General features: G+C 69.8%; 21 protein-coding genes and 1 pseudogene. 10 read left to right on the top strand and 12 right to left on the bottom strand.

Going from position 1 to position 25,713, the window contains the following annotated elements; genetic code table 11:
* Positions 1–38: 38 nt before the first annotated feature.
* Together OG542_RS19955 and OG542_RS19950 are read right to left on the bottom strand one after the other, a co-directional pair.
* On the bottom strand, positions 39–530 hold the full coding sequence (locus OG542_RS19955) for an LURP-one-related/scramblase family protein (RefSeq protein WP_328412700.1): 492 nt from the start codon (positions 528–530) through the stop codon (positions 39–41).
* Complete coding sequence (locus OG542_RS19950; protein ID WP_328412698.1) at positions 527–1,525, bottom strand: GlxA family transcriptional regulator; 999 nt, start codon at positions 1,523–1,525, stop codon at positions 527–529. Before OG542_RS19950 ends, OG542_RS19955 begins: the two co-directional genes overlap by 4 nt.
* A 52-nt stretch (positions 1,526–1,577) precedes the next feature.
* On the opposite strand from OG542_RS19950, the gene OG542_RS19945 reads away from it, so the two are divergent.
* The 3 genes and pseudogenes from OG542_RS19945 to OG542_RS19935 all read left to right on the top strand — a co-directional run.
* Complete coding sequence (locus OG542_RS19945) at positions 1,578–1,970, top strand: cupin domain-containing protein (RefSeq protein ID WP_328412696.1); 393 nt, start codon at positions 1,578–1,580, stop codon at positions 1,968–1,970.
* 29 nt (positions 1,971–1,999) lie between these two features.
* Entirely contained in the window at positions 2,000–3,817 is a 1,818-nt protein-coding gene (locus OG542_RS19940; RefSeq protein ID WP_328412694.1) for an NHL domain-containing thioredoxin family protein, read from the top strand.
* 388 nt (positions 3,818–4,205) lie between these two features.
* Positions 4,206–4,295: pseudogene (locus tag OG542_RS19935) on the top strand (RNA-guided endonuclease TnpB family protein); the annotation flags it as partial.
* 34 nt (positions 4,296–4,329) lie between these two features.
* On the opposite strand, the gene OG542_RS19930 reads toward OG542_RS19935, so the two are convergent.
* The 4 genes from OG542_RS19930 to OG542_RS19915 all read right to left on the bottom strand — a co-directional run bounded on the left by OG542_RS19930 (position 4,330) and on the right by OG542_RS19915 (position 8,883).
* Complete coding sequence (locus OG542_RS19930; RefSeq protein WP_311126698.1) at positions 4,330–4,584, bottom strand: hypothetical protein; 255 nt, start codon at positions 4,582–4,584, stop codon at positions 4,330–4,332.
* 92 nt (positions 4,585–4,676) lie between these two features.
* Positions 4,677–6,026, bottom strand: a complete 1,350-nt coding sequence (locus OG542_RS19925) for a M18 family aminopeptidase (protein WP_408057772.1) — start codon at positions 6,024–6,026, stop codon at positions 4,677–4,679.
* Between the two features lie 73 nt (positions 6,027–6,099).
* The gene (locus OG542_RS19920) at positions 6,100–7,926 is read right to left on the bottom strand and encodes an acyl-CoA dehydrogenase (RefSeq protein WP_311126700.1); all 1,827 of its coding nucleotides are present in this window, start codon (positions 7,924–7,926) and stop codon (positions 6,100–6,102) included.
* 135 nt (positions 7,927–8,061) lie between these two features.
* Positions 8,062–8,883: an intradiol ring-cleavage dioxygenase gene (locus OG542_RS19915; protein WP_328412692.1), complete on the bottom strand. Its 822-nt coding sequence runs from the start codon at positions 8,881–8,883 to the stop codon at positions 8,062–8,064.
* A 132-nt stretch (positions 8,884–9,015) separates the two neighbouring features.
* Here OG542_RS19915 and OG542_RS19910 point away from each other — a divergent pair, with 132 nt between their 5' ends.
* A complete protein-coding gene (locus tag OG542_RS19910) occupies positions 9,016–9,480 on the top strand; it encodes an SseB family protein (RefSeq protein WP_184594050.1) in 465 nt (154 codons plus the stop codon).
* A 43-nt stretch (positions 9,481–9,523) separates the two neighbouring features.
* Here OG542_RS19910 and OG542_RS19905 read toward each other — a convergent pair whose 3' ends face one another.
* Positions 9,524–10,261 (bottom strand): TetR/AcrR family transcriptional regulator, encoded by a 738-nt coding sequence (locus OG542_RS19905; protein WP_328412690.1) that lies wholly within the window; start codon positions 10,259–10,261, stop codon positions 9,524–9,526.
* A gap of 145 nt (positions 10,262–10,406) precedes the next feature.
* Here OG542_RS19905 and OG542_RS19900 point away from each other — a divergent pair, with 145 nt between their 5' ends.
* The 3 genes from OG542_RS19900 (at position 10,407) to OG542_RS19890 (ending at position 14,389) form a co-directional block, all read left to right on the top strand.
* Positions 10,407–11,906 carry an MFS transporter gene (locus OG542_RS19900; RefSeq protein WP_328412686.1) on the top strand — a complete coding sequence of 500 codons (1,500 nt, stop codon included), beginning with the start codon at positions 10,407–10,409 and terminating at the stop codon, positions 11,904–11,906.
* 181 nt (positions 11,907–12,087) lie between these two features.
* The gene (locus OG542_RS19895; protein ID WP_311126704.1) at positions 12,088–13,065 is read left to right on the top strand and encodes a pirin family protein; all 978 of its coding nucleotides are present in this window, start codon (positions 12,088–12,090) and stop codon (positions 13,063–13,065) included.
* Positions 13,066–13,294: 229 nt separating this feature from the next.
* Positions 13,295–14,389: an AI-2E family transporter gene (locus OG542_RS19890; RefSeq protein WP_328412684.1), complete on the top strand. Its 1,095-nt coding sequence runs from the start codon at positions 13,295–13,297 to the stop codon at positions 14,387–14,389.
* Here the strand turns inward: OG542_RS19890 and OG542_RS19885 are convergent.
* Positions 14,344–16,482, bottom strand: a complete 2,139-nt coding sequence (locus OG542_RS19885; RefSeq protein ID WP_328412682.1) for a SpoIIE family protein phosphatase — start codon at positions 16,480–16,482, stop codon at positions 14,344–14,346. The two genes, OG542_RS19890 and OG542_RS19885, sit on opposite strands and share 46 nt — an antisense overlap.
* Positions 16,483–16,639: 157 nt before the next feature.
* Here OG542_RS19885 and aspS point away from each other — a divergent pair, with 157 nt between their 5' ends.
* The 3 genes from aspS to OG542_RS19870 all read left to right on the top strand — a co-directional run bounded on the left by aspS (position 16,640) and on the right by OG542_RS19870 (position 20,981).
* Entirely contained in the window at positions 16,640–18,403 is a 1,764-nt protein-coding gene (aspS, locus tag OG542_RS19880; protein ID WP_311126707.1) for an aspartate--tRNA ligase, read from the top strand.
* Positions 18,404–18,520: 117 nt separating this feature from the next.
* Complete coding sequence (locus OG542_RS19875; protein ID WP_328412680.1) at positions 18,521–19,474, top strand: intradiol ring-cleavage dioxygenase; 954 nt, start codon at positions 18,521–18,523, stop codon at positions 19,472–19,474.
* A gap of 163 nt (positions 19,475–19,637) precedes the next feature.
* Positions 19,638–20,981 (top strand): MFS transporter, encoded by a 1,344-nt coding sequence (locus OG542_RS19870; protein ID WP_311126709.1) that lies wholly within the window; start codon positions 19,638–19,640, stop codon positions 20,979–20,981.
* 73 nt (positions 20,982–21,054) lie between these two features.
* Here the strand turns inward: OG542_RS19870 and OG542_RS19865 are convergent, their stop codons facing one another.
* From OG542_RS19865 to OG542_RS19850, 4 genes are all read right to left on the bottom strand, one after another.
* Entirely contained in the window at positions 21,055–21,951 is an 897-nt protein-coding gene (locus tag OG542_RS19865; protein ID WP_328412678.1) for a hypothetical protein, read from the bottom strand.
* Positions 21,952–22,030: 79 nt separating this feature from the next.
* On the bottom strand, positions 22,031–24,718 hold the full coding sequence (locus tag OG542_RS19860; protein ID WP_311126711.1) for an HD domain-containing protein: 2,688 nt from the start codon (positions 24,716–24,718) through the stop codon (positions 22,031–22,033).
* Between the two features lie 9 nt (positions 24,719–24,727).
* Entirely contained in the window at positions 24,728–25,213 is a 486-nt protein-coding gene (locus OG542_RS19855; RefSeq protein WP_311126712.1) for a hypothetical protein, read from the bottom strand.
* A 112-nt stretch (positions 25,214–25,325) separates the two neighbouring features.
* Positions 25,326–25,691: a PH domain-containing protein gene (locus tag OG542_RS19850; protein WP_193479266.1), complete on the bottom strand. Its 366-nt coding sequence runs from the start codon at positions 25,689–25,691 to the stop codon at positions 25,326–25,328.
* Between the last annotated feature and the right edge of the window lie 22 nt (positions 25,692–25,713).

Genomic DNA, 25,713 nt, shown 5'->3' with positions numbered 1-25,713 from the left:
TCCCACGCTCAGTCCTCTCGCCTTCGGTCCTCGCGCCTTCAGTCCTCGCGCTCCCTCTCCGCCAGGTGGATGACACACACGGCCACAGCGATCAGCAGCGCCGGATCGGCGTCCTCGCGGACGACATCCACGCCGTAGGTGTCCCGCAGGGTCAGCCAGCGCCGGGAGATCACCGCCAGCAGCTCCCCGTCGTACTCGACGGCGAACTCCCGGTCGAGGATCTTGCCGCTGACGTCCAGTTCGCTGCCGTCGGCCAGGGACACCCGGTAGTGGTTGCGCAGCAGGGACAGCCGTTTCCTGCGGATCGTCGCCAGCGGCTCCCCGGCCCGCTGGAGCACCATCGTGTCGCGCAGGGCGAGCATCTTCTGGTGGATGTCGACGAGGACGCGCCCCTGGGTGTCCTTCAGCTCCCAGGTGTCCCGCAGCCGCAGGGCCTTGCCGTCGACGAGGAACACCTTGCTGCCGCGGTCGTCCTCGATCCAGTAGTCGTCACCGAAGCCGAGGAGCCGGTCGTACACGAGGAATCTCATGACACCAGGGCTTCCCCGCCGCCCGTTCCGAAACGCCGCCGATAGGCCGACGGGCTGAGTCCCGTCGCCCGCCGCAGTCGCGTGCGCAGATTGGCGGCCGTACCGAGCCCGCTCCGGGCCGCCACCACGTCCAGCCGTTCCTCGCCCCGCTCGATCAGCCGGCAGGCCAGCGCCACACGCTCCCCGATCAGCCAGGCGAGCGGTGTCGTGCCGAGCTGGGCGCGGAAGCGCCGGTGGAGCGTGGCGGGGCTGACCCGCGCGCGTGCGGCCAGGTCCGCCACCGTCAGCGGCTCGCCCAGCCGCTCCTGCGCCCACGCCAGCAGCGGGGCCAGGGACTCGTCCCGCACGTCCGGCACGGGCCGCTCCACGAACTGGCGCTGCCCGCCGTCCCGGTGCGCGGCGAACACCAGCCGCCGGGAGACGTGGTTGGCGATCTCGGCGCCGTGGTCGCGGCGCCAGATGTACAGCCCGAGATCGAGCGCTGCCGCACTGCCCGCGGCGGTGAGGATGTCGCCCTCGTCCACGAACAGCACGTCCGGCTCCAGCAGCACCTTCGGGTGCAGCCGGCGGAAGGAGTCCGCCCACCGCCAGTGGGTCGCCGCCCGACGCCCGTCCAGCAGCCCGGCCTCGGCGAGCGCGAAGGCGCCGGTGCAGAAGCTCAGGATCCGGGTGCCACGCGCGTGGGCGTGCCGAAGGGCGTCGAGCACATCAGGGGCGCGCGGCACGACGTTGTCCGGCCGGCCGGGCACGACCAGCGTGTCCGCCCGGTCCACGGCGTCCAGGCCCGGGACGCCCGTGAGCGTGAAGAAGCCGTGGTTCATCCGGATCTCCGGCACGGGCGTGCACAGCGTCACCTCGTACAACGGCCCTGGCAGCCCCAGCTCGGGCCTCGGCAGCCCGAACATTTCGGTGGCCACCCCGACCTCGAAGGGGTTGGTGCCTTCGTCGACGATCACGGTGACCCGATGCGGGCGATGCGAGGATCCTTGCGGCATGTGCGATTCCTAGCACTCGTGCGAGACGTACGGCACCCCGGAAGATCCCCTCATGACTAAGGAACCGGTCTCCCTCGCCCACGCCCTGGCCTCCTTCTCCGAGCAGTGGAGCCCCCGCATCGTCACGGGCGTCAACGACTACGACGTCCGCGTCGCGAAGGTCGAGGGCGAGCACCTCTGGCACGTCCACGACCACACCGACGAGTTCTTCCTCGTGCTCGACGGCGAACTGCACATCGGACTGCGCGAAGGCGCCGGAGAGCGCACGGTCGTGCTCTCCAAGGGCAGCGTCTTCACGGTCCCGCGCGGCACCGAGCACAAGCCGTACGCGCCCGTCCCGACCGCGATCCTCATGTTCGAACCCACCGGCACCCTCACGGTCGGCGACCGCCACGACGACGTCCCGGACCATGTGGACGCCACGACAGGGCATGCCCTGAGCTGACTGTCAGTGACGGATGGCACCCTGGGGGCATGGACCACTCCGCACCCCGACGCGCCCGTGTCCGCGCCCCCGAGCTGAACGGCAAGGGCGGCTGGCTGAACACGGGCGGGCGGCAGTACACCCTCGCCGACCTGCGGGGACGCATCGTCATCCTGGATTTCTGGACCTTTTGCTGCGTGAACTGCCTGCACGTTCTGGACGAGCTCCGAGAGCTCGAGGAGAAGCACCGGGACACGGTCGTCGTCATCGGGGTGCACTCGCCCAAGTTCGTGCACGAGGCCGAGCATCAGGCGGTCGTCGACGCCGTGGAGCGGTACGGGGTGGAGCACCCGGTGCTCGACGACCCGGAGCTCGCGACCTGGAAGCAGTACGCCGTGCGGGCCTGGCCGACGCTCGTCGTGATCGACCCCGAGGGGTACGTGGTCGCACAGCACGCCGGTGAGGGGCATGTGCACGCCATCGAGCGGCTGGTGGCGGAGCTGGAGACCGAGCACGCGGCGAAGGGAACGCTGCGGCGGGGTGACGGGCCGTATGTGGCGCCGGAGCCGGAGCCGACGGTGCTGCGGTTCCCGGGGAAGGCCGTGCCGCTGCCGGGCGGGAACTTCTTGGTGAGCGACACGACCAGGCACCAGCTGGTGGAGTTCGCCGAGGACGGCGAGAGCGTGCTGCGGAGGATCGGGTCCGGTGCGCGCGGGTTCGCCGACGGCTCCGCCGACGAGGCCGCCTTCAACGAGCCGCAGGGGCTCGCCCTTCTCGACGACGACTCCGTGGTCGTCGCCGACACTGTCAACCACGCGCTGCGGCGGCTGGACCTCACCACCGGCGAGGTCACCACCCTCGCCGGCACGGGCCGGCAGTGGTGGCAGGGCTCACCCACCTCGGGCCCGGCCCGTGAGGTCGACCTCTCCTCCCCCTGGGACGTCGCCTGGTGGCAGGGCAGGGTGTGGATCGCCATGGCCGGCGTCCACCAGCTGTGGGCGTACGACCCCACTGACGGGACGGTCGCGGTCTCGGCCGGCACGACCAACGAGGGGCTGGTGGACGGGCCGGGCGGCGAGGCCTGGTTCGCGCAGCCGTCCGGGCTGGCCGCGACACCGGAGCGGCTCTGGCTCGCCGACTCCGAGACGTCGGCCCTGCGCTGGGTGGAGCCGGACGGTTCCGTCCACACGGCCGTCGGCACCGGCCTGTTCGACTTCGGGCACCGGGACGGCGCGGCGGAACAGGCACTGTTGCAGCACCCGTTGGGTGTCACAGCGCTGCCGGACGGTTCGGTCGCGGTCAGCGACACGTACAACCACGCCCTGCGCCGCTACGACCCGGCGACCGGTGAGGTGACGACCCTGGCCACGGACCTGCGCGAGCCCAGCGACGCGGTGCTCGCAGGCGACGACATCGTGGTCGTGGAGTCGGCCCGGCACCGGCTGACCCGGCTGCGGCTGCCGGAGGAGGCCGTGAAGGTGCCCGACGTGGCCCACCGCACGCAGCGGGAGGCCACCGCAGTCACCCCTGGGCGACTGCGGCTGGACGTGATCTTCCAGGCGCCGGCGGGCCAGAAGCTGGACGTGCGCTACGGCCCCTCCACCCGCCTGCTCGTCTCGGCCACCCCGCCGGAGCTGCTGCGCAGCGGCGAGGGCGCGGGAACAGACCTCTCCCGCGCCCTCGAACTCGACCCCGCCGTGGAGGAGGGTGTGCTGCACGTCTCCGCGATGGCCGCCTCCTGCGACGACGACCCCGCCAACGAGTACCCCGCCTGTCACGTCCATCAGCAGGACTGGGGCGTACCCGTCCGCCTCACCGAGGCGGGGACGGACCGGCTTCCGCTGGTGCTGGCCGGGATGGACGCCTGATCTGGCAGGGCGTCACCTGCTTCTTGAGAGGAGGCCCGGCGTTCACGCCGGGGAGGAATCGCATCGGGTGTTGCGAAGCGGTGCGTCGCCGCATCCCGTTCAGGGCGCGGACCGCTCACGCCGCTATCCCATGTTTCCAAGGTGATGCGAACGGGTGTGCCTGGCATCGCTGATCAGGGTGATGGGCTGCGGAATCGGGGTACATGCGTGCGGCGGTCGTACGTATGGTCTTCGCAGGGTTCGGGATGCCATGTCGTTCCGGCTGGGAACCGTGGGGGGGCGGGATGGCGCAGGTAGGGGTGGCTGCGAAGGCGGGGCATGCCCGCTTCACCTACCGGCTGCGTGTGCCGTCTGCCGCCCGCACGGCCCTGACGGGGGAGTGGGACCCGCACGCGTGATGCTCGTCCGGGCTGGTCTCAACCCGGCTGGTGCTGATGGCGGAAGACCTCCTGGAGCGCTGCTCCAGGAGGCAGCCTGAGCCAGAAATCCCCTCCCCTCAGGGAGGAGAGGATTCAAACCCCGTACCCGTCGCTGTAGCCGCCGCGGTGGTGGTGGGCCGCCGGGTCGTCGACGACGCCCGGCGCCGCCGGTGGCACGACCACGCGCCTGCGCCGGTAGATGCTGCTGAACGTGGTGACGCCGATCAGTCCGACGATCATGAAGATGATGCCGACCAGGTCGAGGTTGACCCCCTGCATGTCCCAGTCGGTCGCGAACGTGAGGATGGCTCCCACGGCGATGAGGATGATGCATCCGCCGAGGCCCATGTTGTGTCGCCTCCCTGTACGGTCCGGCCCGGTCGTTCCGGTCCGCACACCGGGTACCCCCGCGGGGAACACCCATGCGGTGACGGCCTGTTCTACCCCTCCAGGAACGCGGTGAGCGCGTTCGCCAGGAGGAACGGGTCGTCGGCGCCGCACAGTTCGCGGGCGCTGTGCATCGACAGGATGGCCACGCCGATGTCGACGGTCTTGATGCCGTGCCGGGCCGCGGTGATCGGGCCGATCGTGGTGCCGCAGGGCATGGAGTTGTTGGAGACGAAGGACTGGAAGGGCACGCCGGCCTGCTCGCAGGCCGCCGCGAACTCGGCGCGGCCGGAACCGTCCGTGGCGTAGCGGTTGTTGACGTTGACCTTGAGGATCGGGCCGCCGTTGACGCGCGGGTGGTGCGTCGGGTCGTGCCGCTCCGCGTAGTTGGGGTGGACGGCGTGACCCGTGTCGGAGGACAGACAGACCGTGCCGGCGAAGGCGCGGGCCCGGTCCTCGTAGGAGCCGCCGCGCGCGAACACCGAACGCTCCAGCACGTTGCCGAGCAGCGGCCCGTCCGCGCCGGTGTCCGACTGGGAGCCGTTCTCCTCGTGGTCGAAGGCCGCCAGCACCGGGATGGACGCCGGCTTCGGCGCACCGGAGGCCACGGCCGTGAGGGCCGCCGTGCCGGCGTGCACCGAGAGCAGGTTGTCCATGCGCGGGCCGGCCAGCAGTTCGCGGTCGCGGCCCAGGTAGGCGGGCTTCTCCACGGAGTGCGTCATCAGGTCCCAGCCGGTGACCTCGCCCGCGGGGAGGCCGGCCGTCTCCTCCAGGAAGGCGATCAGGTCCCCGTCGCGCACATCGTGGCCCAGGCCCCAGATCGGTTGCAGGTGCCGCTGCTTGTCGAGCTTGAGGCCGTCGGCCGTCACCGAGCGGTCCAGGTGGATGGCGAGCTGCGGGACGCGCAGCAGCGGCCGGTCGACGTTGACCAGTCGCGTCGAGCCGTCGCGCAGGGTCAGACGGCCGGCGAGGCCCAGGTCGCGGTCCAGCCAGGAGTTGAGCAGCGGCCCGCCGTAGATCTCCACGGCCACCTGGCGCCAGCCGTGCGCCCCGGTGTCGGGGAGCGGCTTGACGCGCAGGTTGGGGGAGTCGGTGTGGGCGCCGACGATCCGGAAGGGCGTGTGGGGCGCGGCGCCCTCCGGCACGTACCAGGCGACGATCGCGCCGCCGCGCAGCACGTACTTGCCGCCGCTCGTCCCGTCCCAGGCGTCCGTCTCGGCGACCTGCTTGAAGCCCGCCTTCTCCAGCCGCTCGGCGGCGGTCGCCACGGCGTGGTACGGCGAGGGGCTCGCCGCCAGGAAGGTCATGAGGTCGTCGGTGTGGCCGCGGTCGAAAGTAAGAGGTGCGCGCGAAGCGCTCGCTGCAAGGGCGGCGGTGGGAGACGGGCGGGCTGGTTCGGTCATGCATTCACCTTAACGACGGACGAGGGCCCGTTCCCCGGGAAGGGAACAGGCCCTCGAACAGAGGACGTGAGGATCAGAACGCGGCCTCGTCCAGCTCCATCAGGTCCAGCTCGACGCCCTCGGCGACCTTGCGGGCCAGGGTGACGCCCGGCAGGACGTTGGCGGCGAAGAACTTGGCCGCGGCGATCTTGCCGGTGTAGAAGGCCTTGTCCTTGGCGGAGGCGGTCTCCAGCTTCTCGGCGGCGATCGCGGCGCCCTTGAGCAGCAGGTAGCCGACGACGACGTCACCGGAGGCCATCAGCAGGCGGGTGGTGTTCAGCCCGACCTTGTAGATGTTCTTGACGTCCTGCTCGGTGGCCGCGAGGTCGGTGAGCATCAGGCCGACGATGGCCTCCAGCTCGACGGCGGCCTTGGCGAGGTGCTCGCGGGCACCGGCCAGCTCCTCGCCGCCCGTGCCGAGGGCCAGGAACTTCTTGATGTCCTCGGCGAGGGAGTTCAGCGCGGCGCCCTGGTTGCGGACGATCTTCCGGAAGAAGAAGTCCTGGCCCTGGATCGCCGTGGTGCCCTCGTAGAGGGTGTCGATCTTGGAGTCCCGGATGTACTGCTCGATCGGGTACTCCTGCAGGAAGCCGGAGCCGCCGAAGGTCTGCAGCGACTGGGCGAGCTGCTCGTAGCCCTTCTCGGAGCCGTAGCCCTTGACGATGGGCAGGAGCAGGTCGTTCAGGGCCTCGAGCGCGGAGACGTCCTCGCCCGCGGCCTCCTTGACCTGGATCTCGTCCTGGACGGACGCGGTGTAGAGGACGAGGGCGCGCATGCCCTCCGCGTACGCCTTCTGCGTGATCAGCGAGCGGCGGACGTCGGGGTGGTGGGTGACGGTGACCTTGGGCGCGGTCTTGTCCATGAAGTTCGCCAGGTCGGGGCCCTGGACGCGCTCCTTGGCGTACTCCAGCGCGTTCAGGTAGCCCGTCGAGAGCGTGGAGATCGCCTTCGTGCCGACCATCATGCGGGCGAACTCGATGATGCGGAACATCTGGCGGATGCCGTCGTGCTTGTCGCCGATCAGCCAGCCCTTGGCGGGGTGCTGGTCGCCGAAGGTCATCTCGCAGGTGTTGGAGGCCTTCAGGCCCATCTTGTGCTCGACGTTCGTGGCGTAGGCTCCGTTGCGCTCGCCCAGCTCGCCGGTCTCGAAGTCGAAGAGGTACTTCGGCACGAGGAAGAGGGACAGGCCCTTGGTGCCGGGGCCGGCGCCCTCGGGGCGGGCCAGCACGTAGTGGAGGATGTTCTCCGACATGTCGTGCTCACCGGACGTGATGAAGCGCTTCACGCCCTCGATGTGCCAGGAGCCGTCCTCCTGCTGCACGGCCTTGGTGCGGCCGGCGCCCACGTCGGAGCCCGCGTCGGGCTCGGTGAGCACCATCGTGGAGCCCCACTGCTTCTCGGTGGCGACCTTGGCTATGTGCTTCTGGACCTCGTTGCCCTCCTCGAAGAGGATGCCGGCGAAGGCGGGGCCCGAGGAGTACATCCACACGGCCGGGTTGGCGCCCAGGATCAGCTCGGCGTACGCCCAGATCAGGGAGCGGGGCGAGGTGGTGCCGCCGATCTCCTCGGGCAGGCCGAGGCGCCAGTACTCGGAGTCCATGAAGGCCTGGTAGCTCTTCTTGAAGGACGCCGGGACCGGCGCGGTGTTGGTCTCCGGGTCGAAGACGGGCGGGTTGCGGTCGGCGTCGATGAAGGACTCCGCCAGCTCGTTCTCCGAGAGGCGGGTCAGCTCCTCCAGGATGCTCTTCGCGGTCTCGACGTCCATCTCCCCGAACGGACCGGTGCCGTACACCTTGTCCCGCCCGAGTACCTCGAAGAGGTTGAACTCGATGTCGCGGAGATTCGACTTGTAGTGCCCCATGGCGACGGCTCCCGGCTCCGTAGAGAGATCGGCGAGGCACTGGATCCTCGCGCTAGTTCACGTACCAACAAGTAGCTACGATGATGCTACCCGTCGGTAATAAGAAGCAACCCCGAACCTGTCATCTGTGACAGGTCACACCGGAACGGTCAGAGTCGCGGTGTAGCCGCCCTCCGTACCGCCCGTCATCGCGGCCAGCTGGTGGCCGTGGCCGTCGCTGAAGATGCCGTCGCTCTCCAGGGAGAGGCCGCTCAGGTTCCGGACACTCTCGCCGTAGCCGTCCGTGGCGTACACCGCGTCGCAGACGTCCTGGGGAAAGGCGAGCTGCGAGGTGTTCGTGATCGACGTGGCCGCCGTGGCGTCGGCCAGACTGCCGTAGACCTCGAAGTGGATGTGCGGCCAGCGGCCCTGGTAGCAGCCGGGGAAGACGCTCTTGAAGGTGACCCGGCCCGCGCCGTCGGTCTCCTGGACGCCGCGCAGGTAGTTCTCCTCGGTGACGCCCTCGGAGTACAGGGAGTAGGCGCCGTCCCGGTCGCAGTGCCACAGGTAGACGGCGGCGCCCTGCTTCGGGGTGCCGCAGCCGGAGGCCGCGTCCACCACCGTCAGCGTGATCGTCAGGGGTATGCCCTCGGCCGTACCGCCCGCGGAGTCGCCGAAGCTCCGCGTGATGTCGCTGCGGACGACCCCACTCTCCTTCAGGACGTTCACACCGTTCGAGCCGTCGCCGGGGAACGGACCGGCCGTCTCCTCCGGGATCGTCGCGCACCCGGCCGACGACGAGGAGGACGGCGACGAGGAGGGCGCCGCGGAGGTCTCCCGCTCGGACGTGCAGCCCACCAACGGGATCAGGCCCGCGCCCGCCATCAGCCCGATCATCCGGCGGCGGGCGAGGACGGGGAGGTCGTAGGAGAGGCCTCTGTCGTGTTCGTGCGGGCCCTCGTCATGGTGTCCGTTCATGGCACCGACGCTATGAGCGAAGGCCGTGGCAATCCATAGCCGTGGCTGTCAAGTCGCTGTCGAGTCACTGTCGGTTCGCCGGCGCTGACGTACCGGCCCGTGCGCCCCGCCGCTCTCGGTACTCTTGCGCTCATGTACGGCTACGACCAGACAGCGGGCCCGCAAGGGCAGTACGCCCCTCCGCAGCAGCCGATGTCCGGCGGATACGGCCAGCAGCCGCCGCTGTACCCCGAGCCGTCCCCACCCTCCCTCACGGACGCGGTGCGCGCGTTCACGACCGGGCAGATGGCCGCCGAGGACTTCCAGCAGGCCTTCGCGACGTCGAAGGTCTACTGCCCGCGCGGCGACAACCCCGGCTTCCTCGCGCTGCACAACACCCAGCAGCCGGTGATCCCGATGTTCAGCACGCTCAAGGAGCTGCGCCGGTACGCGGGCAAGGAGTCCAAGTACTTCGTGATCACCGGTTCCGAGGTGCTGGACCTGCTGCCGACCGGCTACGGGTTCGTCCTCGACATGGAGGGCGAGCACCGGATGGTGTTCGACGCGAAGGCCGTCGAGCAGATGGTCGAGTTCGCGATGCGCCGGATGTATGGCTAGACGCCATTGCCGCGCAGACGGCTAGGTCTGCCGACTCCCGCCCTCACTTCGGCAGGCGCAGCGCCAGGCCGTCCAGGACGACCTCCAGGCCGTAGGTGAACTTGTCGTCCCTGATCCGGGCGGGGTCGACGGCCTGGTCCGCGCTCCCGGCATCGGCGGCCGCCAGGTGGTCGTAGCCGGCGGATACCTCCCGGGCCGTGGGCAGCAGCCTGGCGACGAACTCCGGCTCGGTCTCGCCGGAGCGGGCGACCGTGGTGAGCCAGGCGGCCTCCGTGGTGCTCATGCCGATGACGTACGAGAAGACCGCGTCGATCGCGCGGCTCGGCTCGGGGAACCCCGCCGCGGTGAACAGCGCCGCGAGCCGCTCGGAGAAGTTCATGTAGTTGGGCCCGAGGTAGGCGAGTCCGGCCTGGCCCAGGACCAGGGTCAGCCAGGGATGCCGTAGCGCCGTCGTACGGAAGGATCCCGCGGCCTCGGTCACCGCCGCGCGCCAGTCGGGGCCGCCGGCCGGCGGGACGTGGATCTCGGCGGCGACCTCGTCCACCGCGAGCTCCATCAACTCGTCCTTCGTGGCGACGTGCCGGTACAAGGACGTCGCGCCGGCGTTCAGCCGGGCGCCGAGCTTGCGCATGCTGAGCGCCTCGATGCCGTCGGCGTCGAGCATCGCGATCGCCTCCCGCACGATCGCGTCCCGGCTGAGTGCCGGCTGGTCGGGACGGCGCTGCTCACGGGTCCATACGGACGGGATCGGGCTCTTCTCCGTCGTCTTGCTCCGGCTCATGGATGCTCCTCCTGCTGGACTTTCGGCACCTTCGTGCGAACAGCGTGCGCAGTCAGCGTACGGAACTCAAGAGTTGCGCACACTGTTCCGCCATGCGTACAGTGTTCGCATCGAAGGAACGGTGTTCGCAGGAGGGGAAACTGACATGGACGCTCGCAATCCACGCCGCTGGTGGATCCTGGTGGTGCTGTGCCTGAGCACGCTCGTGCTGGTCGTCGACAGCATGGCGCTGACGGTGGCGGTGCCCACGCTGACCGAGGACATCGGCGCGAGCACCCAGGACATGCAGTGGATCCTCGACTCCTACACCCTGGTCTTCGCCGGACTGCTGCTGACCTCGGGAAGCCTGGGGGACCGGTTCGGGCGCCGGAAGGTGATGCTGATCGGTCTGCTGCTGTTCGGGGCGGCCTCACTGGGGGCGGTCTTCTGCTCCACTCCGGGTGAGCTGATCGCGGTGCGGATCGCGATGGGGGTCGGCGGGGCGCTGATCATGCCGTCGACCCTGTCCATCCTGATCACCGTCTTCGACGAGGACGAGCGGCCCAAGGCGATGGCGGCCTGGGGCTCGGTGTCGATGCTGGGGCTGGTCGGCAGCCCGGTTCTCGGCGGTGTGCTGATCGACCACTTCGCCTGGCAGGCCATCTTCCTGATCAATGTGCCGATCGTCGCGCTGGCGCTGCTGGCCGGTGTGCTGCTGATGCCGGAGTCGAAGGCGCCGTGGCAGAAGCCGGACCCGCTGGGCGCGGTGCTGTCGGCGGTGGGCATGACCGCCCTGGTGTGGTGGATCATCGAGATCCCGCAGCACGGCGCGTTCGAAGGCCGTTCCCTGCTCGTCCTGGCCGTCGCGGTGGTCGCCCTGGCCGGCTTCGTGATCTGGGAGAACGTCACCCGCTCGCCGATGGTCCCGCTGGTCCTCTTCAAGAACCGCGACTTCAGCGGGGGCTCGCTCTCCCTGTCGCTCGTCCAGATCGGCAACGCCGGCCTGCTGCTGGTCCTGACCCAGTACCTCCAGTTCGTGCTCGGCTACTCCGCCGTCAAGGCGGGCCTGGCCTTCCTGCCGCTGGCCGTGGCCGCGCTGGCCGGCAACGCCGCCGGGGCCCAGCTCGCGGTGAAGGCCGGGAACCGGTTCGTCATACTCGCCGGAATGCTGCTGATGGCCGCCTCCTTCGGGCTGCTGACCACGCTCAGCGTCGACAGCGGGTTCACGGTCCCGGCCGTGGCGCTGGGGGTGCTGGGCCTGGGTGCGGGCCTCGCGATGCCGGCCGCGGTGGCCGCGCTGATGGGCACCATCCCCGAGGACAAGGCGGGCGTCGGCTCGGCCCTCAACGACACCATCCAGCAGTCCGGCACCGCCCTCGGCATCGCGATCCTCGGCTCCCTGCTCTCCAGCGGCTACGCCGACGAGATGCCGGCCGGCGCTCCCGGGCAGGCGAAGGAGTCCATCGGCGGCGCCCTGGCCGTCGCCGGCGGCGACACGGGTCTGGTCCGGGCGGCTCGCGAGGCCTTCACCGCCTCGATGTCGACGACCTTCACGATCAGCGCGATCGGTGTCCTGGCGGCGGCCGTGGTGGCCACGCTGGTGATGCGGGACCGCAAGGCCGAGCCCTCCGGGGCCGAGAACGAGGAGCACCGGCTGGCTGCCTGACACCGCCTACGAAGGCCGGCACCTCGGGAGGGGGTGCCGGTCTTCCGTCATGTCCGTGGCCATGTCGGTCTCCCGGGGTTCGGGCCGCCCTTTGTTGGGAATGCCCTCCCGGTTTTCTCTGTTTGGGGTAGCAGAAAGTTCAACGCTCAACTAAACTGGGCGTACACGAGGAGGAACCGACATGCCTGCAGTGACCGTCGAGAACCCGTTGACGCTGCCCCGCGTGACCGCGCCGGCCGACGCCGTGGCACGTCCCGTGCTCACCGTCACGACCGCTCCGAGCGGTTTCGAGGGCGAGGGCTTCCCGGTGCGCCGGGCGTTCGCGGGGATCAACTACCGTCATCTCGACCCGTTCATCATGATGGACCAGATGGGCGAGGTGGAGTACGCGCCGGGTGAGCCCAAGGGCACGCCCTGGCACCCGCACCGCGGCTTCGAGACCGTCACGTACATCATCGACGGGATCTTCGACCACCAGGACAGCCAGGGTGGTGGCGGCACCATCACCAACGGCGACACCCAGTGGATGACGGCGGGCTCGGGCCTGCTGCACATCGAGGCCCCACCGGAGCACCTGGTGATGTCGGGCGGTCTCTTCCACGGCCTGCAGCTGTGGGTGAACCTCCCGGCCAAGGACAAGATGATGGCGCCGAGGTACCAGGACATCCGCGGCGGCTCGGTCCAGTTGCTCTCCACCCCCGACGGCGGCGCGCTGCTGCGGGTCATCGCCGGTGAGCTGGACGGTCACCAGGGCCCCGGCATCACGCACACGCCGATCACGATGCTCCACGCGACGCTGGCGCCGGGTGCGGAGCTGACCCTGCCGTGGCGTGAGGACTTCAACGGCCTGGCGTACGTCCTGGCCGGGCGCGGCAGCGTCGGCACCGAGCGCCGGCCGGTCCACATGGGCCAGACCGCGGTGTTCGGCGCGGGTTCCTCGCTGACCGTCCGCGCGGACGAGAAGCAGGACTCGAACACGCCGGACCTGGAGGTCGTCCTGCTCGGCGGACAGCCGATCCGCGAACCCATGGCCCACTACGGCCCGTTCGTGATGAACACCAAGGACGAGCTCATGCAGGCCTTCGAGGACTTCCAGAAGGGCCGGCTGGGCACGGTTCCGGCGGTGCACGGAATGACCGCGAGCGGCCCGCAGGACTGACACCGGAAGCCCCCGGGGGCACCGGCACCGCCCGGGGCGCCGCCCGCGCGACGCCCCCGCGGCGCCGCGGCTGTGGCCCGGCCGGCGGCCGCGAGGCAGGCGCAGGCCACGCGGCCGTGCCGGCGGCGTCGCCGGCCGAACCGGCGATCCGATCAGCCGCGCTGACGCCCCGTCACCCGGGCGGCCGTTCCGGCGGGACGGGAGGTCCGGGGCGTGGTCGGGTGGAGGGGTGCAGGACTCCGATCCGATCGCGGCCGGGCCCGGGACGCTTCTCCCGGACCCCCTCCGGCGCCTCGCCGCCTGGTGCGCGCTGATCCTGCTCGTCTCCGGGGTCGTCTACGTCGGGATCCGGCTGTGCGACGAGTTCCGGACCGCTGTCGTGCCCGTGCTGCTCGCGCTGCTGGGGACGGCGCTGCTCGGGCCGTTGCACCGGCGGCTCGTGAAGGCCGGGGTGCAGCGGTCGGTCGCGGCCGGGCTCACCTGTGTGGCCGTGGTCGCCGTGGTGGGCGGGGCCGTGTACATCGTGGTCGCCGCGCTCATCGACACGGGTGACGAGATCGTCGCCTCGCTCAGGCAGGCAGCGCGGGGCATCTCCGAGCACTTCGGAGCGGCCGGGACCTCGCTGGAGGACCTGGCCTCCAACGCCCGGGAACTGCTGGGCAAGTTCGGCGGCTCGGCTGCGTCCGGCGTGATCAGCGGGGTCAGCGTGGTCGGCGAGACCCTCGCCATCGCCGTGCTCGCGCTGCTGCTCGTCTTCTTCTTCCTCCGCGACTCCGACAAGGCCACCGGAACCCTGCGGGCCCTGGCTCCCCGGGGTTCGGCCGACACCCTGGAGGCCATGGCACGACGGGCCTTCCACGCCGTCGAGGGATTCATGCGCGGCACCACCTTCATCGCGCTCATCGACGCGCTCTGCATCACCGTAGGGCTGCTCGTCCTGGACGTGCCGGGCGCGGCGGGACTGGGCGCGCTGGTCTTCGTCGGGGCCTACATCCCCTACCTCGGCGCCTTCATCTCGGGAGCCGTGGCCGTGCTGGTCGCGCTCGCCGACCGGGGGTTCGTCATCGCGCTGTGGGTGCTGGGAGTGGTGCTCGCGGTGCAGGTGCTCGAGGGGCACGTGCTCCAGCCGATGATCCAGAGCCGGACCGTGCAGATGCACCCGGCGGTGGTGATGGTGGCGATCACCGCTGGCGCGTCCGTCGCGGGGGTGCTCGGCATGCTGCTCGCCGTGCCGCTCACCGCGGCCGCCTTCGGCGTCCTCCGGGAGCTCCGCACCCGCTACGGCGACCAGGAGCCGTCGCCCGAGCCGTCCACGGACTCGTAGAGCTCGAACCAGATGCTCTTGCTCTCGCCCCGCGGGTCCACGCCCCAGGCGTGCGCGAGCAGTTCGATCAGCACCAGGCCGCGGCCGGAGGACGCCAGCTCCCCTGGTCTGCGCTTGTGCGGCAGGTCGTCACCGCCGTCCGTGACCTCGATCCGCAGCCGCCGCTCACCCACCGAGCCGGTGATCTCGGCGACGAGCAGCGCGTCGGAGTCGGTGTGCACGAGGACGTTCGTCAGCAGCTCGGACAGCAGCAGCACCGCCGAGTCGACCTGGTCCTGGGAGGCCCAGTCGTGGAGCAGTTCGCGCAGCTGCTGCCGGGCCGAGGCGACCCGCTCGGGCTCGGCCTGCGCGACCGTCAGCACCGTGCGCCGCACCGGGCGCACCGCGGTCATGGTGTCGCCGCACCCGCAGCCCTCGCCCTCCCGGCTGAGCAGCAGCATGGCGATGTCGTCCTCGCGGCGGTCGGTCAGCGGACCGGTGGTGTGGTGCGAGGACGGCCCGTGCACGGCCTGCACCAGGGTGTCGGCGAGTTCCTCCAGATCGCCCTTGTGCTCCTCCAGGATCACGCGCAGCCGCCGCCAGCCGGTGTCCAGGTCGTGGCCCCCGGTCTCGATCAGGCCGTCCGTGCAGATCAGCATGGTCTCGCCGGGTTCCAGGGCGAGCCGGGTCGTGGGGTAGTCGGCGTCCGGGTCGATGCCCAGCGGCAGGCCGCCCGACGTCGGCCGCGTCAGCACCGTGCCGTCGGCCATCCGGAAAGCCGGGTCCGGGTGCCCGGCACGGGCGATGTCCAGCACCCCCGTCGCCGGGTCGACCTCGACGTACACGCAGGTCGCGAAGCGCGGGTCGGACGTGTCCTCGTCGCTGACGCCATGCAGGAAGCGGGAGGCGCGGGACAGCACCGCGTCCGGCCGGTGGCCCTCCGAGGCGTAGGCCCGCAGGGCGATCCGCAGCTGTCCCATCAGACCCGCCGCGTGCACGTCATGCCCCTGGACGTCACCGATGACCAGTGCGAACCGTCCGTTCGGCAGCGGGATCACGTCGTACCAGTCGCCGCCGACCTGGAGTCCGCCGCCGGTGGGAACGTAGCGGGCTGCGACGCTCATGCCCGGGATGCGCTGCGAGCCGAGTCTCGGCAGCATCGTGCGCTGGAGCCCGTCGGTCAGTGCCCGCTCGCTCTCGGCCAGGCCCGCCCGGGCCAGGGCCTGTGCCAGCATCCGCGCCACCGTCGCCAGCACGGACCGCTCGTCCGGCGTGAACGCGACCGGGTAGGTGAAGGCCGCCATCCACGCGCCCATCGTGCGGCCGGCCACGGTCAGCGGCAGGAACGCCCAGGACCGGCGGCCGAAGCGCTCGGCGAGCGGCCAGGTCAGCGGATAGCGGGCCTTGTACTGCTCGGCAGAGCCCAGATACACGGCCCGGCCGGTGCGCGCCGCCTCGGCGGCCGGGTAGTCCGTGTCCAGCGGCATCTCCGAGAACGGGCCCTCGTCGCCCTGCTGTTGCCCGTGGTGGCCGATGACCGTCAGCCGGTCGCCGGCCACGCCGAACACCGCGAGCCCGTCCGGCGAGAACCCCGGCATCGACAGATTGGCCGTGACCCGCAGTACCTCCTGCGTGGAGCGCGCCTCCGCCAGCGCCCGGCCCGCGTCCAGCAGGAACGCCTCCCGCGAGCGCCGCCAGTCACCAGTGACCGCGCTGCGCCCGGCCGGAGTGCCCGGCGTCGGCTCCGTGACCTCCTGGAGGGTGCCGATCAGCCGGTACGCCTTGCGGGCCCGGTCGAAGGACGGCTTGGAGCGGCTGCGGACGACCCGGACGATCCGGCCCTGCTCGTCCATGATGCGGACCCGCACCTCGGCGAGGGTGCCCTCGGCGACGGCGAGCTGGATCACGCCGGTGATCTCGTTCCAGTCGACCGGGTGCAGCCGGGCGCGGGCCTGCGCCTCCGTGAGGCTGACCTGCTCGGCGGGCAGCCCGAGCAGCCGTGCCGCCTCGGCGTCGACCGTGACCAGCCCGGTAGCGGTGTCCCAGTGCCAGAGGCCGGTCGCGAGGGCGGCGAGGGCCTCCCCCACGGCGGGCAGGGGCTCGCCAGTGCGCATTGCCCTACTTTAAGAAGAGGGGATCGAAGACTGCCACCGAAGACCGAAGTGTGCTCGATCGTTAACTGTGGAGAGCCGATCTTGCCCTGCCCGGTACGCTGGGGACCAGTTTCACGTGAAACACAGACCCCGATCAGCGAAGACTGGATGAACGACGATGCATCGGTACAGGTCCCACACCTGCGGCGAGCTCCGCTCCTCTGACGTCGGCACCGACGTCCGGCTGAGTGGCTGGCTGCACAATCGGCGCGACCTGGGCGGCATCCTCTTCATCGATCTGCGCGATCACTACGGCATCACGCAGCTCGTGGCCCGTCCCGGCACTCCCTCCTACGAGGCTCTCGACAAGCTCTCCAAGGAGTCGACCGTCCGCATCGACGGCAAGGTCGTCTCCCGCGGCGCCGAGAACATCAACCCCGAGCTGCCGACCGGTGAGGTCGAGGTCGAGGTCGGCGACGTCGAGCTGCTCGGCGCGGCCGCCCCGCTGCCCTTCACCATCAACGCCGAGGACGGGGTCAACGAGGAGCGGCGCCTGGAGTACCGCTTCCTGGACCTGCGCCGCGAGCGCATGCACCGCAACATCATGCTGCGCACGGCGGTCATCTCGGCGATCCGGCACAAGATGACGGCGCTGGGCTTCAACGAGATGGCGACGCCGATCCTGTCCGCGACCTCCCCCGAGGGCGCCCGCGACTTCGTCGTCCCGTCCCGTCTGCACCCGGGCAAGTTCTACGCCCTTCCCCAGGCCCCGCAGCAGTTCAAGCAGCTGCTGATGATCTCCGGCTTCGACCGCTACTTCCAGATCGCGCCCTGCTTCCGCGACGAGGACGCCCGCGCGGACCGCTCGCCCGGCGAGTTCTACCAGCTCGACGTCGAGATGAGCTTCGTCGAGCAGGAGGACGTCTTCCAGCCGGTCGAGAAGCTGATGACCGAGCTGTTCGAGGAGTTCGGCGGCGGACGCCACGTCACCTCGCCGTTCCCGCGGATCCCGTTCCGCGAGGCGATGCTGAAGTACGGCTCCGACAAGCCCGACCTGCGCGCCCAGCTCGAACTCGTCGACATCACCGACGTCTTCGAGGGCTCGGAGTTCAAGGCGTTCGCCGGCAAGCACGTGCGTGCCCTGGCGGTGCCGGACGTCTCGGCGCAGCCCCGCAAGTTCTTCGACCAGCTCGGTGACTACGCCGTCTCGCAGGGCGCCAAGGGCCTGGCCTGGGTCCGCGTCGCCGAGGACGGCTCGCTGACCGGCCCGATCGCGAAGTTCCTCACCGAGGAGAACGTCGCCGAGCTGACCAAGCGCCTGTCGCTGTCGGCCGGCCACGCGGTCTTCTTCGGCGCGGGCGAGTTCGACGAGGTCTCGAAGATCATGGGCGCGGTGCGGGTCGAGGCCGCCAAGCGTGCCGGGCACTTCGAGGAGAACGTCTTCCGCTTCTGCTGGATCGTCGACTTCCCGATGTACGAGAAGGACGAGGAGACCGGCGCGATCGACTTCTCGCACAACCCCTTCTCCATGCCGCAGGGCGGTCTGGAGGCCCTGGAGACCCAGGACCCGCTGGACATCCTGGGCTGGCAGTACGACATCGTCTGCAACGGCGTCGAGCTGTCCTCCGGAGCGATCCGGAACCACGAGCCGGAGATCATGCTCAAGGCCTTCGAGATCGCCGGGTACGACCGCGAGACCGTCGAGGAGAAGTTCGCCGGCATGCTGCGCGCCTTCCGCTTCGGCGCCCCGCCGCACGGCGGCATCGCCCCGGGCGTCGACCGCATCGTCATGCTGCTCGCCGACGAGCCCAACATCCGCGAGACCATCTCCTTCCCGCTCAACGGCAATGCCCAGGACCTGATGATGGGCGCGCCGACGGAGCTGGAGGAGACGAGGCTGAAGGAGCTGCACCTGTCGGTGCGCAAGCCGCAGCCGAAGTAGGCGCATCGCTGTGAGTAGCTCGGAACCGGCGTCGGTTCCGAGCCACTTTCGTACGCAGGGCTCTCGCCCAGCTCTTACCCAGGCTCCTGACAGGCGCGCTCCCTAGCTTCCCTTCCCATGACGGGACAGGAAACGGCCCAAGGGCCGAAACACAAACGGGATCTGACACGCCGTAATGTCGTCGCCGCGGGCGCCGGTGCGGTGGTGGCGGCGGGCGTCGGCGGTACGTTCGCGGCGGGCGCGTTCGCCGGGGAGGAGCCGAACGCCGCCAAGAAGACGACCGCCGCCGGCTCCGGTGAGGTCTGCTACAAGCTGACCTCCGAGACCACCGAGGGCCCCTACTACATCGACGCGGACAAGCTCCGCCGGGACGTCACCGAGGACCAGGAGGGCATCCCGCTCACCCTGCGCCTCAAGGTGATCGACTCCGAGTCCTGCAAGCCCCTCGCGAACGCCGCCGTCGACATCTGGCACTGCAACGCGCTGGGCGTGTACTCGGGTTACGAGGACATGGGCAGTGGCGGCGGGGGCGGCGGGGGTGGTACGCCGCCCTCCGGTACGCCGACCGGCACGCCCACGGGTCCGCCCCCTGGCGGTGGCGGTGGGGGCCACCAGGAGCCCACCGACGACGAGCGCTATCTGCGCGGCACCTGGCGGACGGACAAGCGGGGCTTCGTCGAGTTCCGTACGGTCTTCCCCGGCTGGTACCAGGGCCGCTGCGTGCACATCCACACCAAAGTGCACGTGGGCGGCACCTGGACCGACGCCGGTTACGAGGGCGGCACCACCTGCCACACCGGCCAGCTCTTCTTCGACGAGGAGTCCGTGCTGGCCTCCGCCGAGACCGAGCCGTACTCCACCAACACCACGACCCGCACCACCCTCGACGAGGACACCATCTACCCCGGCAACGGGACCGAGGGCGGGCTGCTGAAGCTCAAGTACCGGAGGAACGCCATCGCCCAGGGCGTCGTCGCCACCCTCACCCTGGGCGTCGACCCCGAGGCGACGCACGACGGCACGGATGACGCGGTCCAGCCGGGCGCGTCGGCGTCGGCTTCCGCGAGCTGACGGACGGGGTGCGTGGGGCGGGCGTCTACGAGATGCCCGCCCCACATTCACATATATGTACTTCTGCTCAATCCGTTGACCCGGAAGACGGGCCTCCATAAGGTCCCTTCGAGAACGCGTACGTGATTGCTGTTCACGTATGTGCACAGCAAGGGAGACAACGATGTCAGAAGCCGCGACCGCCATACCTGAGGCCGAGCAACGAGCGGTGAGCAAGTTCCTGCGCCGCATGCTGCCGATCCTCGTCCTGATGCTGCTGGTCAACCAGATGGACCGGACGAACGTGGGCTTCGTCCAGAACGAACTGCGGGCCGACGTCGGAGTCAGCGCCACCGCCTACGGCCTCGGGGCGGGCCTGTTCTTCATCGGGTACGCCCTGTTCGAGGTGCCGAGCAACATGCTCCTGGAGCGGCTCGGCGCCCGGGTCTGGCTGACCCGGATCATGATCACCTGGGGTGCGGTGATCGTGGCGATGTGCTTCATCCACAACGTGTGGATGTTCTACTCCCTGCGCTTCCTGCTCGGTGTCGCGGAGGCCGGCTTCTTCCCCGGTGTGCTCCTGTACTTCACCCAGTGGCTGCCGGACTCCAGCCGGGGCCGGGCCAGCGCGATCTTCCTGGGCGGCTCGGCGACGGCGTACATCGTGACCGGCCCGATCACGGGCGCGCTGCTGGAGCTGCACGGCGCGGGCGGCATCGCCGGCTGGCGCTGGATGTTCGCCCTCGAAGGAGCCTTCTCCATCCTGGTCGGTTTCATCGCCGGGTTCTTCCTCGTCTCCCGGATCCAGGACGCCAAGTGGCTCACGCAGGAGGAGAAGGACGCCCTGAGCGATGCGGTGGCCCGGGACAAGGAGGCGCGGGACCGTGCTCCCTCGGTGTCGCGGATGAAGCTGATCTTCCATCCGCAGGTCGCCGTCCTGACCGCGGTGTTCTTCGCGATGGCCCTCACCGGGTACGCGATCACCTTCTGGCTGCCGAGCCTGGTGGAGGAGATCGGCGGACTGTCGCCCTTCCAGATCGGGCTGCTGTCGGCGATCCCGTGGGTCTGTGCCGTCATCGCGATGTACACGATGAGCCACTTCACCGACCGGGCGCCGGACCGCCGTCCCTACCTGGCGATCGCCCTGGTCCTGTCCGCCATCGGCACGTTCCTCGCCACCCTCGGCTCGCCCTGGTTCGGCCTCATCGCCCTCACGCTGGCGGCGGTAGGCGGCAAGTGCGCGGCCACGCTGTTCTGGCCGATGGCCCAGTCGGGCCTCGACTTGAAGATCGCCGCGCCGGGACTGGCCCTGGTCAACTCGATCGGCAACCTGGGCGGTTTCGTGTCGCCGACGCTGTTCGGGTACCTCAAGGACACGACGGGCAGCACGAACGGCGGCCTCTACACGCTCTCGGCGGCGTCGATCCTGGCGGTGCTGGGGGTGGCGTTCGTACGGCACACCAATCGGGGGCCGCAGTCGGGCTCCGGTGGTCGCACGGCGGTGAAGGGCGAGTCGGCTGTGGCGTAGTGCGCTGACTTCCGCAACGCGGAGGCGTCCGGGGTGTGGGTACCCCGGGCGCCTTCTCGCGTCCCTTTGTCCGTCAGGCCGGGTCGTCGGCGAACAGGTCCTCTGCCGTGCCGGCCGTCAGGGAGCGGTCGAACCAGAGCGTGAGGGTGTCGAGGTCGGTGCAGGAGGTGATGCGTTCCCGAGCCGTCTCGGGGATGTCGATGCCACGCTTCTCCAGCACGCGGAGGATGAGCGCCGTGCGATCTTCTGCCCTGCCTTCTGCCTTGCCCTCCAGGTACGTCTGCTCGAAGAGGGTTCCCCTGCCCGGGAAGTAAGTGCCGACCATTTTCTCCAGCTCTCTCCAGGTCTCCTGGACCGGAGTGTCCTCCAGCCCGACTTCAAGCCATTCGCACCAGTATTTCGCTGTTGCCTTGTCGAACGACCGCATGCCGCGGGCCACCATGCCCAGTATGGCGGGGGCGTCTTCGCTGTCGCTGTGCACGATGGCCGAGAACGTTGCCAACGCCGGTTCACGGACGATCATGGACTCGTCGGTGATCACCGGTACGTTGTCCGGGCCGAGTACGAAGGGACGCGTGGCCTGGGTTGTCCAGTTGCCGACGCGGCTCTCGAAAGGGCCGGCGGCCCAGGACGCTGTCGACCGATCCCGGCAGACCGCGACGAGCAGTACCGGCAGGCCGAACTTCGCGTGGAGGTACGCCACGTAGTAGGACCAACTGGAACCCTTGGCGCTGGACCGGGCGGTCTGGGCCTCGATGGCGATCAGGAAGCCGTCGCCTTCGGACGGTTCGACCTTCAACACCGTGTCCACACGGCGTTCCAGCGGCTTGATCTCCGTGGCGTCGGGGGTGAGCGCCTCGATGATCGCCTTCGCGGGCGGTGGTAGCCCCAGTGCCTCGAAGGCAGGAGTGAGAACCTCCGGATGGTCCTGGAAAATCCGGTGGGAGGTCTCATGGGTTGATGTGACCATGGGCGCAAGCTAGGTCCGACGAGATCAGTGGATCCCGTGAAATGGACTGCGTTCACTCTTTCGAGAGCCGCAAAAACGTTCATGGGCTGGGTGGGCGGTGGAGAAGGTAGCCGGAAACGGGGCCGAGTGATTCGTCCTCCAAGTGGATGCTGTCCGACCAGTCGCGCTGTTCGACGGGTGCCAGCAGGGACTCGACCGTGCAGGACCACGCCTCGCACAGGGAGCGGATGAAGAGGCCGTACAGGTCGCCTGAATTGCGCCACCACTGTTTCTGCCAGGTGGGTGTGGTGTGGTCGCGGGCGAACTCGTATGCGGTGTCCCGGTTGGCGGCGGCCGGGAAGACCTGTGACAGAGGTGGGGTGGAGACGAGCTGGTAGATGAAGATCCAGTTGTCGGGGACCTGAACCCGCTTCCCGGAGAGGTGGTGGTAGAGCTCCGGCGGACGGGTCCGCCAGGTGACGGGCCAGCCGAAGGCGAGGAAGATCTCGCTGCGCCCGGCGGCCCACTCGGGTACGTCGGCCAGGCGCAGCACGCCCTGTGCCGTCAGCGCGAAGGCTATGTCGTCGGCCAGCGGGTTGAAGGCGTTGTGCAGCGTGTAGGCCAGTTCCAGCTGGAGTGGGTCCCCGAAGTGGCCGGTGTCGCGCAGCCGTTGTTCCTGGGTGCGCATCCACTGCCGCACCTGGTCCTTGGTGGCGATCAGCGCGGCCTTGTCCCGTGAGGCCCGGCTGGGCTGTCCGGCGAGGTAGCCGGCGAAGGAGACCGAGGTGTCAGCGAGAAAGCCGTTGACTGTGACGGTGCCCCAGAAGTCGCGTCGGCCCTGGAAGTGCATGTTGTTCCAGAGCATGGCGAGCCCGATGCGCCGTCCCTTGTCGTTCAGCAGCTCGGTGGCCCTGCTGACGAAATCGTCGCGCATCTGGAGGCGCAGCTTCTCCTCTCCGGTGCGCCACCTCAGAGCCTGGGGCGGGTAGAGGCGGTCGAACACCTCGTCAGCTGACCCGGTAGCCAGGGAGAACGGCGCGAGGATCTCGGGTTCGGCCGCCCCGGGCTCCCATGTGTACACGGGCACCGCGTTCTCCAGGACCAGACGCTGGGCGAGCTGGGCGAGCCGTTCGTCGTCGGTCCGGCTGAACAGGCCCTGGAGCTCGTAGGGGCTCTTCCTGAGCCGCACGCGCACGGTCGTGCCCTCCGGTACCCAGCCCTGTCCGGTGAAGGGCGTCAGCAGGGGGCGGCTGGAGGGTCCGTCGAAGGTGAGGCGGCGGGCGTCCGTGAGCGAGGCGTCGTAGCGACGGGTGATCAGTTCCACCTGATCGCCGAGGAGAAAGACGGAGAAGAATCCGATACCGAAGCGGCCGCTGGGCTGAAAGCCGCCGTCGGCCAGCCCCGGGAGCCGGTTGCGCAGGCTGGTGGAGCTCCAGCCGCTGGTGCCGAAGTCGAGCAGCCCGTGGACCAGCGTCTCCTCGTCCATGCCGGTGCCGTTGTCACGGACCTCCAGGTACCAGGAACCGTCGGTCTCGGTCAGACGGATCTCCACGCGCCCGCCCGGGAAGCCGGGCTGCAACGTCTGGCGGGCGAGCACCGCGTCCTGGGCGTTCTGGATCAGCTCCCGGACCGCGACCTCGGGCACGTCGCCGTACAGCTGCTGCCCGCCCAGCGTGCCGACCAGGGCCGGGACGTCGGAGACCTTGACGGTCGCATCGATGGGGCGCCACTTCTGTACGCGGAAGAGTTCCGCGAAGCGCTCCGGGGAGCCGACGCCGGCGACCGCCCGCGCCGCGAGCCGGTTCCGGCCGAGGTCGTGCAGGAGGGCGTCGACGGCCTTCAGCTCGCGGTCGATGCCGCGCAGGTACTCCAGGGCCAGCCACCAGGAGGTGGCGTCCTGCGGGGGAAAGGGGCGCAGCGAGCTGTAGGTGACCCGGTCGCCGTTTCGGTAGGGCCGGGCGATGTGCTCCTGAAACCGCCAGTGCTCGCGGGAGAGGCCCTGCGGCCTGCGCAGCGAGAACAGGAAGCCGGGAGCGCGTCGGCTGTCGACCTGCGTCGCGTCGGCGAGTCGCAGGATGCAGGCCAGCTTGAGCGAGTCGATGGTCCACTCGCTGGGTTGCCAGGGCAGGGAACCGATCGTATGGGGGAACTCCTGCGCGAGCCGGTCCACGGGCCACCAGTGGCTGGCCGCCAGTTCGCCGACCAGCGGGCCGTACACCTCTCGCAGCTGCACGCCCTCGATGAGGAAGATCTCGTTGCCCGTACTGGACCGCCAGGGCTGGTCCACCAGCCGCTTGGCCTGCTCCGCGTGTGTGTCGCGGATCGCCGTCGCCAGGCAGGCGTCCGCGATCTCGGCGGGCGGGGTGTCCAGCTCCTCCCGGTCGGGCCAGCAGCCCTCTTGGTGGTAGTAGGCCACCGAGACGAGATCACGCCACCGCTTCTCACCGAGCGCCTCGGGCACGGTCGTCCCGTACGCGGCGGCCCCCATCGCCGCGTCGTGCAGCACGAAGGCGCAGCCCAGCACGTACGCCTCGGCGGGATTCAGCGTCACCTCGGTACCGCAGACCAGGTCGGCCGTCTCCCACAGTGCGTCCACGTGGCTGATGTCGTGCACCGTAAAGTCCGGCATGCTGCGCGCGTTCTCCTCCAGGAGGACGGCGGCCTTCTTCCGCAGCTCCGCGTACGACGTGCGCAGTCGTTCCCGCTGATCGGCGTGGGCGTCGGGGCCCGGGCGCCCGGCGAGGGTGCTCTGCCACAGAGACGTGCTGGTGTAGTCGTGCTCGGGCACCGGGAGTGATCACCTCATAGCGGGCAGGAGGAACAGCGCGGCGAGCACCCACATGGTGATCACCGATACGAGGATGAAGAGCAGCACATACGTCTCGTACCAGCGCAGGAAGTTGCCGGGGCGAGGGCGCTTGCGGAAGCCGGGCCCGACGACCTCGTCGGTGATGTCGCACTCCTCGTTGCGGTAGTCGAGCCAGGCGAGCGCGCCCACCACGATGAGTGTGCCGGTGAACGCGGCGACCATCGTGGCCAGCGTCAGCAGGCCGATGACGCCGCCGCGGGCGGTGGCCGGCGCCAGGTCCCACTTGCGGTATCCGACGAAGAGGGCGAGCGCCGCGGTGACGAGTGCGGTGGCGAGCGTCTGGTAGATGGCGAGGAACCGGTGGGCGTTCTCGTTCACGGCATGGATCTGCTGCAGGACGTACCGGTAGCGCTCCAACGCGAAATCGTTGCGGACAGTGACCGCTTCCGGCCGTTCTTCCCCCGGTTCCGCCATCGCCCCCACCCGACTGACCCGTTGTCAGCGAACGTATACCCAAGGCCCGTTCGTCCATCCAGTGTGATGGATGATCAGAGGGTGGGGCCAGTGGCCGGCCGACGTTGCGCCGCTAGCGCGCGACGAACTGGGTCAGGATCGCCTGGACCTCGTAGATGTCGACACCCTTGGTGAAGGTCTTCTGGATCGGGAGCTGGGAGCCGGAGATCCAGATCTTGAGTTCGGCGTCGAGGTCGAAGGTGCCCGCCGTTTCCACGGCGAAGTGGGTGATGCTGCGGTAGGGGACCGAGTGGTACTCGGTCTTCTTGCCGGTGATGCCCTGCTTGTCGACCAGGATCAGGCGGCGGTCGGTGAACAGGATGGTGTCGCGGATCAGCAGGAACGCGGCGTGGACCTGCTCGCCGTGGCCGAGGAGGCGGGCGTAGTCCTGCTGGGCCGATGCCGGGTCTACGGTGTGCGCGTTGCCGAAGAGTGCCATGGAAACCCCCGTGGTGAGTGGC

Source organism: Streptomyces violaceus, assembly GCF_036014075.1.
Classification (GTDB): Bacteria; Actinomycetota; Actinomycetes; order Streptomycetales; family Streptomycetaceae; genus Streptomyces; species Streptomyces violaceus.
This window is presented reverse-complemented; position numbering and strand designations above follow the sequence as displayed.

Excerpts from the sequence above, each read along its gene's own strand:
- OG542_RS19955 (WP_328412700.1), bottom strand. The coding sequence starts at position 530 with ATGAGATTCCTCGTGTACGACCGGCTCCTCGGCTTCGGTGACGACTAC.
- OG542_RS19950 (WP_328412698.1), bottom strand. The coding sequence starts at position 1,525 with ATGCCGCAAGGATCCTCGCATCGCCCGCATCGGGTCACCGTGATCGTC.
- OG542_RS19945 (WP_328412696.1), top strand. The coding sequence starts at position 1,578 with ATGACTAAGGAACCGGTCTCCCTCGCCCACGCCCTGGCCTCCTTCTCC.
- OG542_RS19940 (WP_328412694.1), top strand. The coding sequence starts at position 2,000 with ATGGACCACTCCGCACCCCGACGCGCCCGTGTCCGCGCCCCCGAGCTG.
- OG542_RS19930 (WP_311126698.1), bottom strand. The coding sequence starts at position 4,584 with ATGGGCCTCGGCGGATGCATCATCCTCATCGCCGTGGGAGCCATCCTC.
- OG542_RS19925 (WP_408057772.1), bottom strand. The coding sequence starts at position 6,026 with ATGACCGAACCAGCCCGCCCGTCTCCCACCGCCGCCCTTGCAGCGAGC.
- OG542_RS19920 (WP_311126700.1), bottom strand. The coding sequence starts at position 7,926 with ATGGGGCACTACAAGTCGAATCTCCGCGACATCGAGTTCAACCTCTTC.
- OG542_RS19915 (WP_328412692.1), bottom strand. The coding sequence starts at position 8,883 with ATGAACGGACACCATGACGAGGGCCCGCACGAACACGACAGAGGCCTC.
- OG542_RS19910 (WP_184594050.1), top strand. The coding sequence starts at position 9,016 with ATGTACGGCTACGACCAGACAGCGGGCCCGCAAGGGCAGTACGCCCCT.
- OG542_RS19905 (WP_328412690.1), bottom strand. The coding sequence starts at position 10,261 with ATGAGCCGGAGCAAGACGACGGAGAAGAGCCCGATCCCGTCCGTATGG.
- OG542_RS19900 (WP_328412686.1), top strand. The coding sequence starts at position 10,407 with ATGGACGCTCGCAATCCACGCCGCTGGTGGATCCTGGTGGTGCTGTGC.
- OG542_RS19895 (WP_311126704.1), top strand. The coding sequence starts at position 12,088 with ATGCCTGCAGTGACCGTCGAGAACCCGTTGACGCTGCCCCGCGTGACC.
- OG542_RS19885 (WP_328412682.1), bottom strand. The coding sequence starts at position 16,482 with ATGCGCACTGGCGAGCCCCTGCCCGCCGTGGGGGAGGCCCTCGCCGCC.
- aspS (WP_311126707.1), top strand. The coding sequence starts at position 16,640 with ATGCATCGGTACAGGTCCCACACCTGCGGCGAGCTCCGCTCCTCTGAC.
- OG542_RS19875 (WP_328412680.1), top strand. The coding sequence starts at position 18,521 with ATGACGGGACAGGAAACGGCCCAAGGGCCGAAACACAAACGGGATCTG.
- OG542_RS19870 (WP_311126709.1), top strand. The coding sequence starts at position 19,638 with ATGTCAGAAGCCGCGACCGCCATACCTGAGGCCGAGCAACGAGCGGTG.
- OG542_RS19865 (WP_328412678.1), bottom strand. The coding sequence starts at position 21,951 with ATGGTCACATCAACCCATGAGACCTCCCACCGGATTTTCCAGGACCAT.
- OG542_RS19855 (WP_311126712.1), bottom strand. The coding sequence starts at position 25,213 with ATGGCGGAACCGGGGGAAGAACGGCCGGAAGCGGTCACTGTCCGCAAC.
- OG542_RS19850 (WP_193479266.1), bottom strand. The coding sequence starts at position 25,691 with ATGGCACTCTTCGGCAACGCGCACACCGTAGACCCGGCATCGGCCCAG.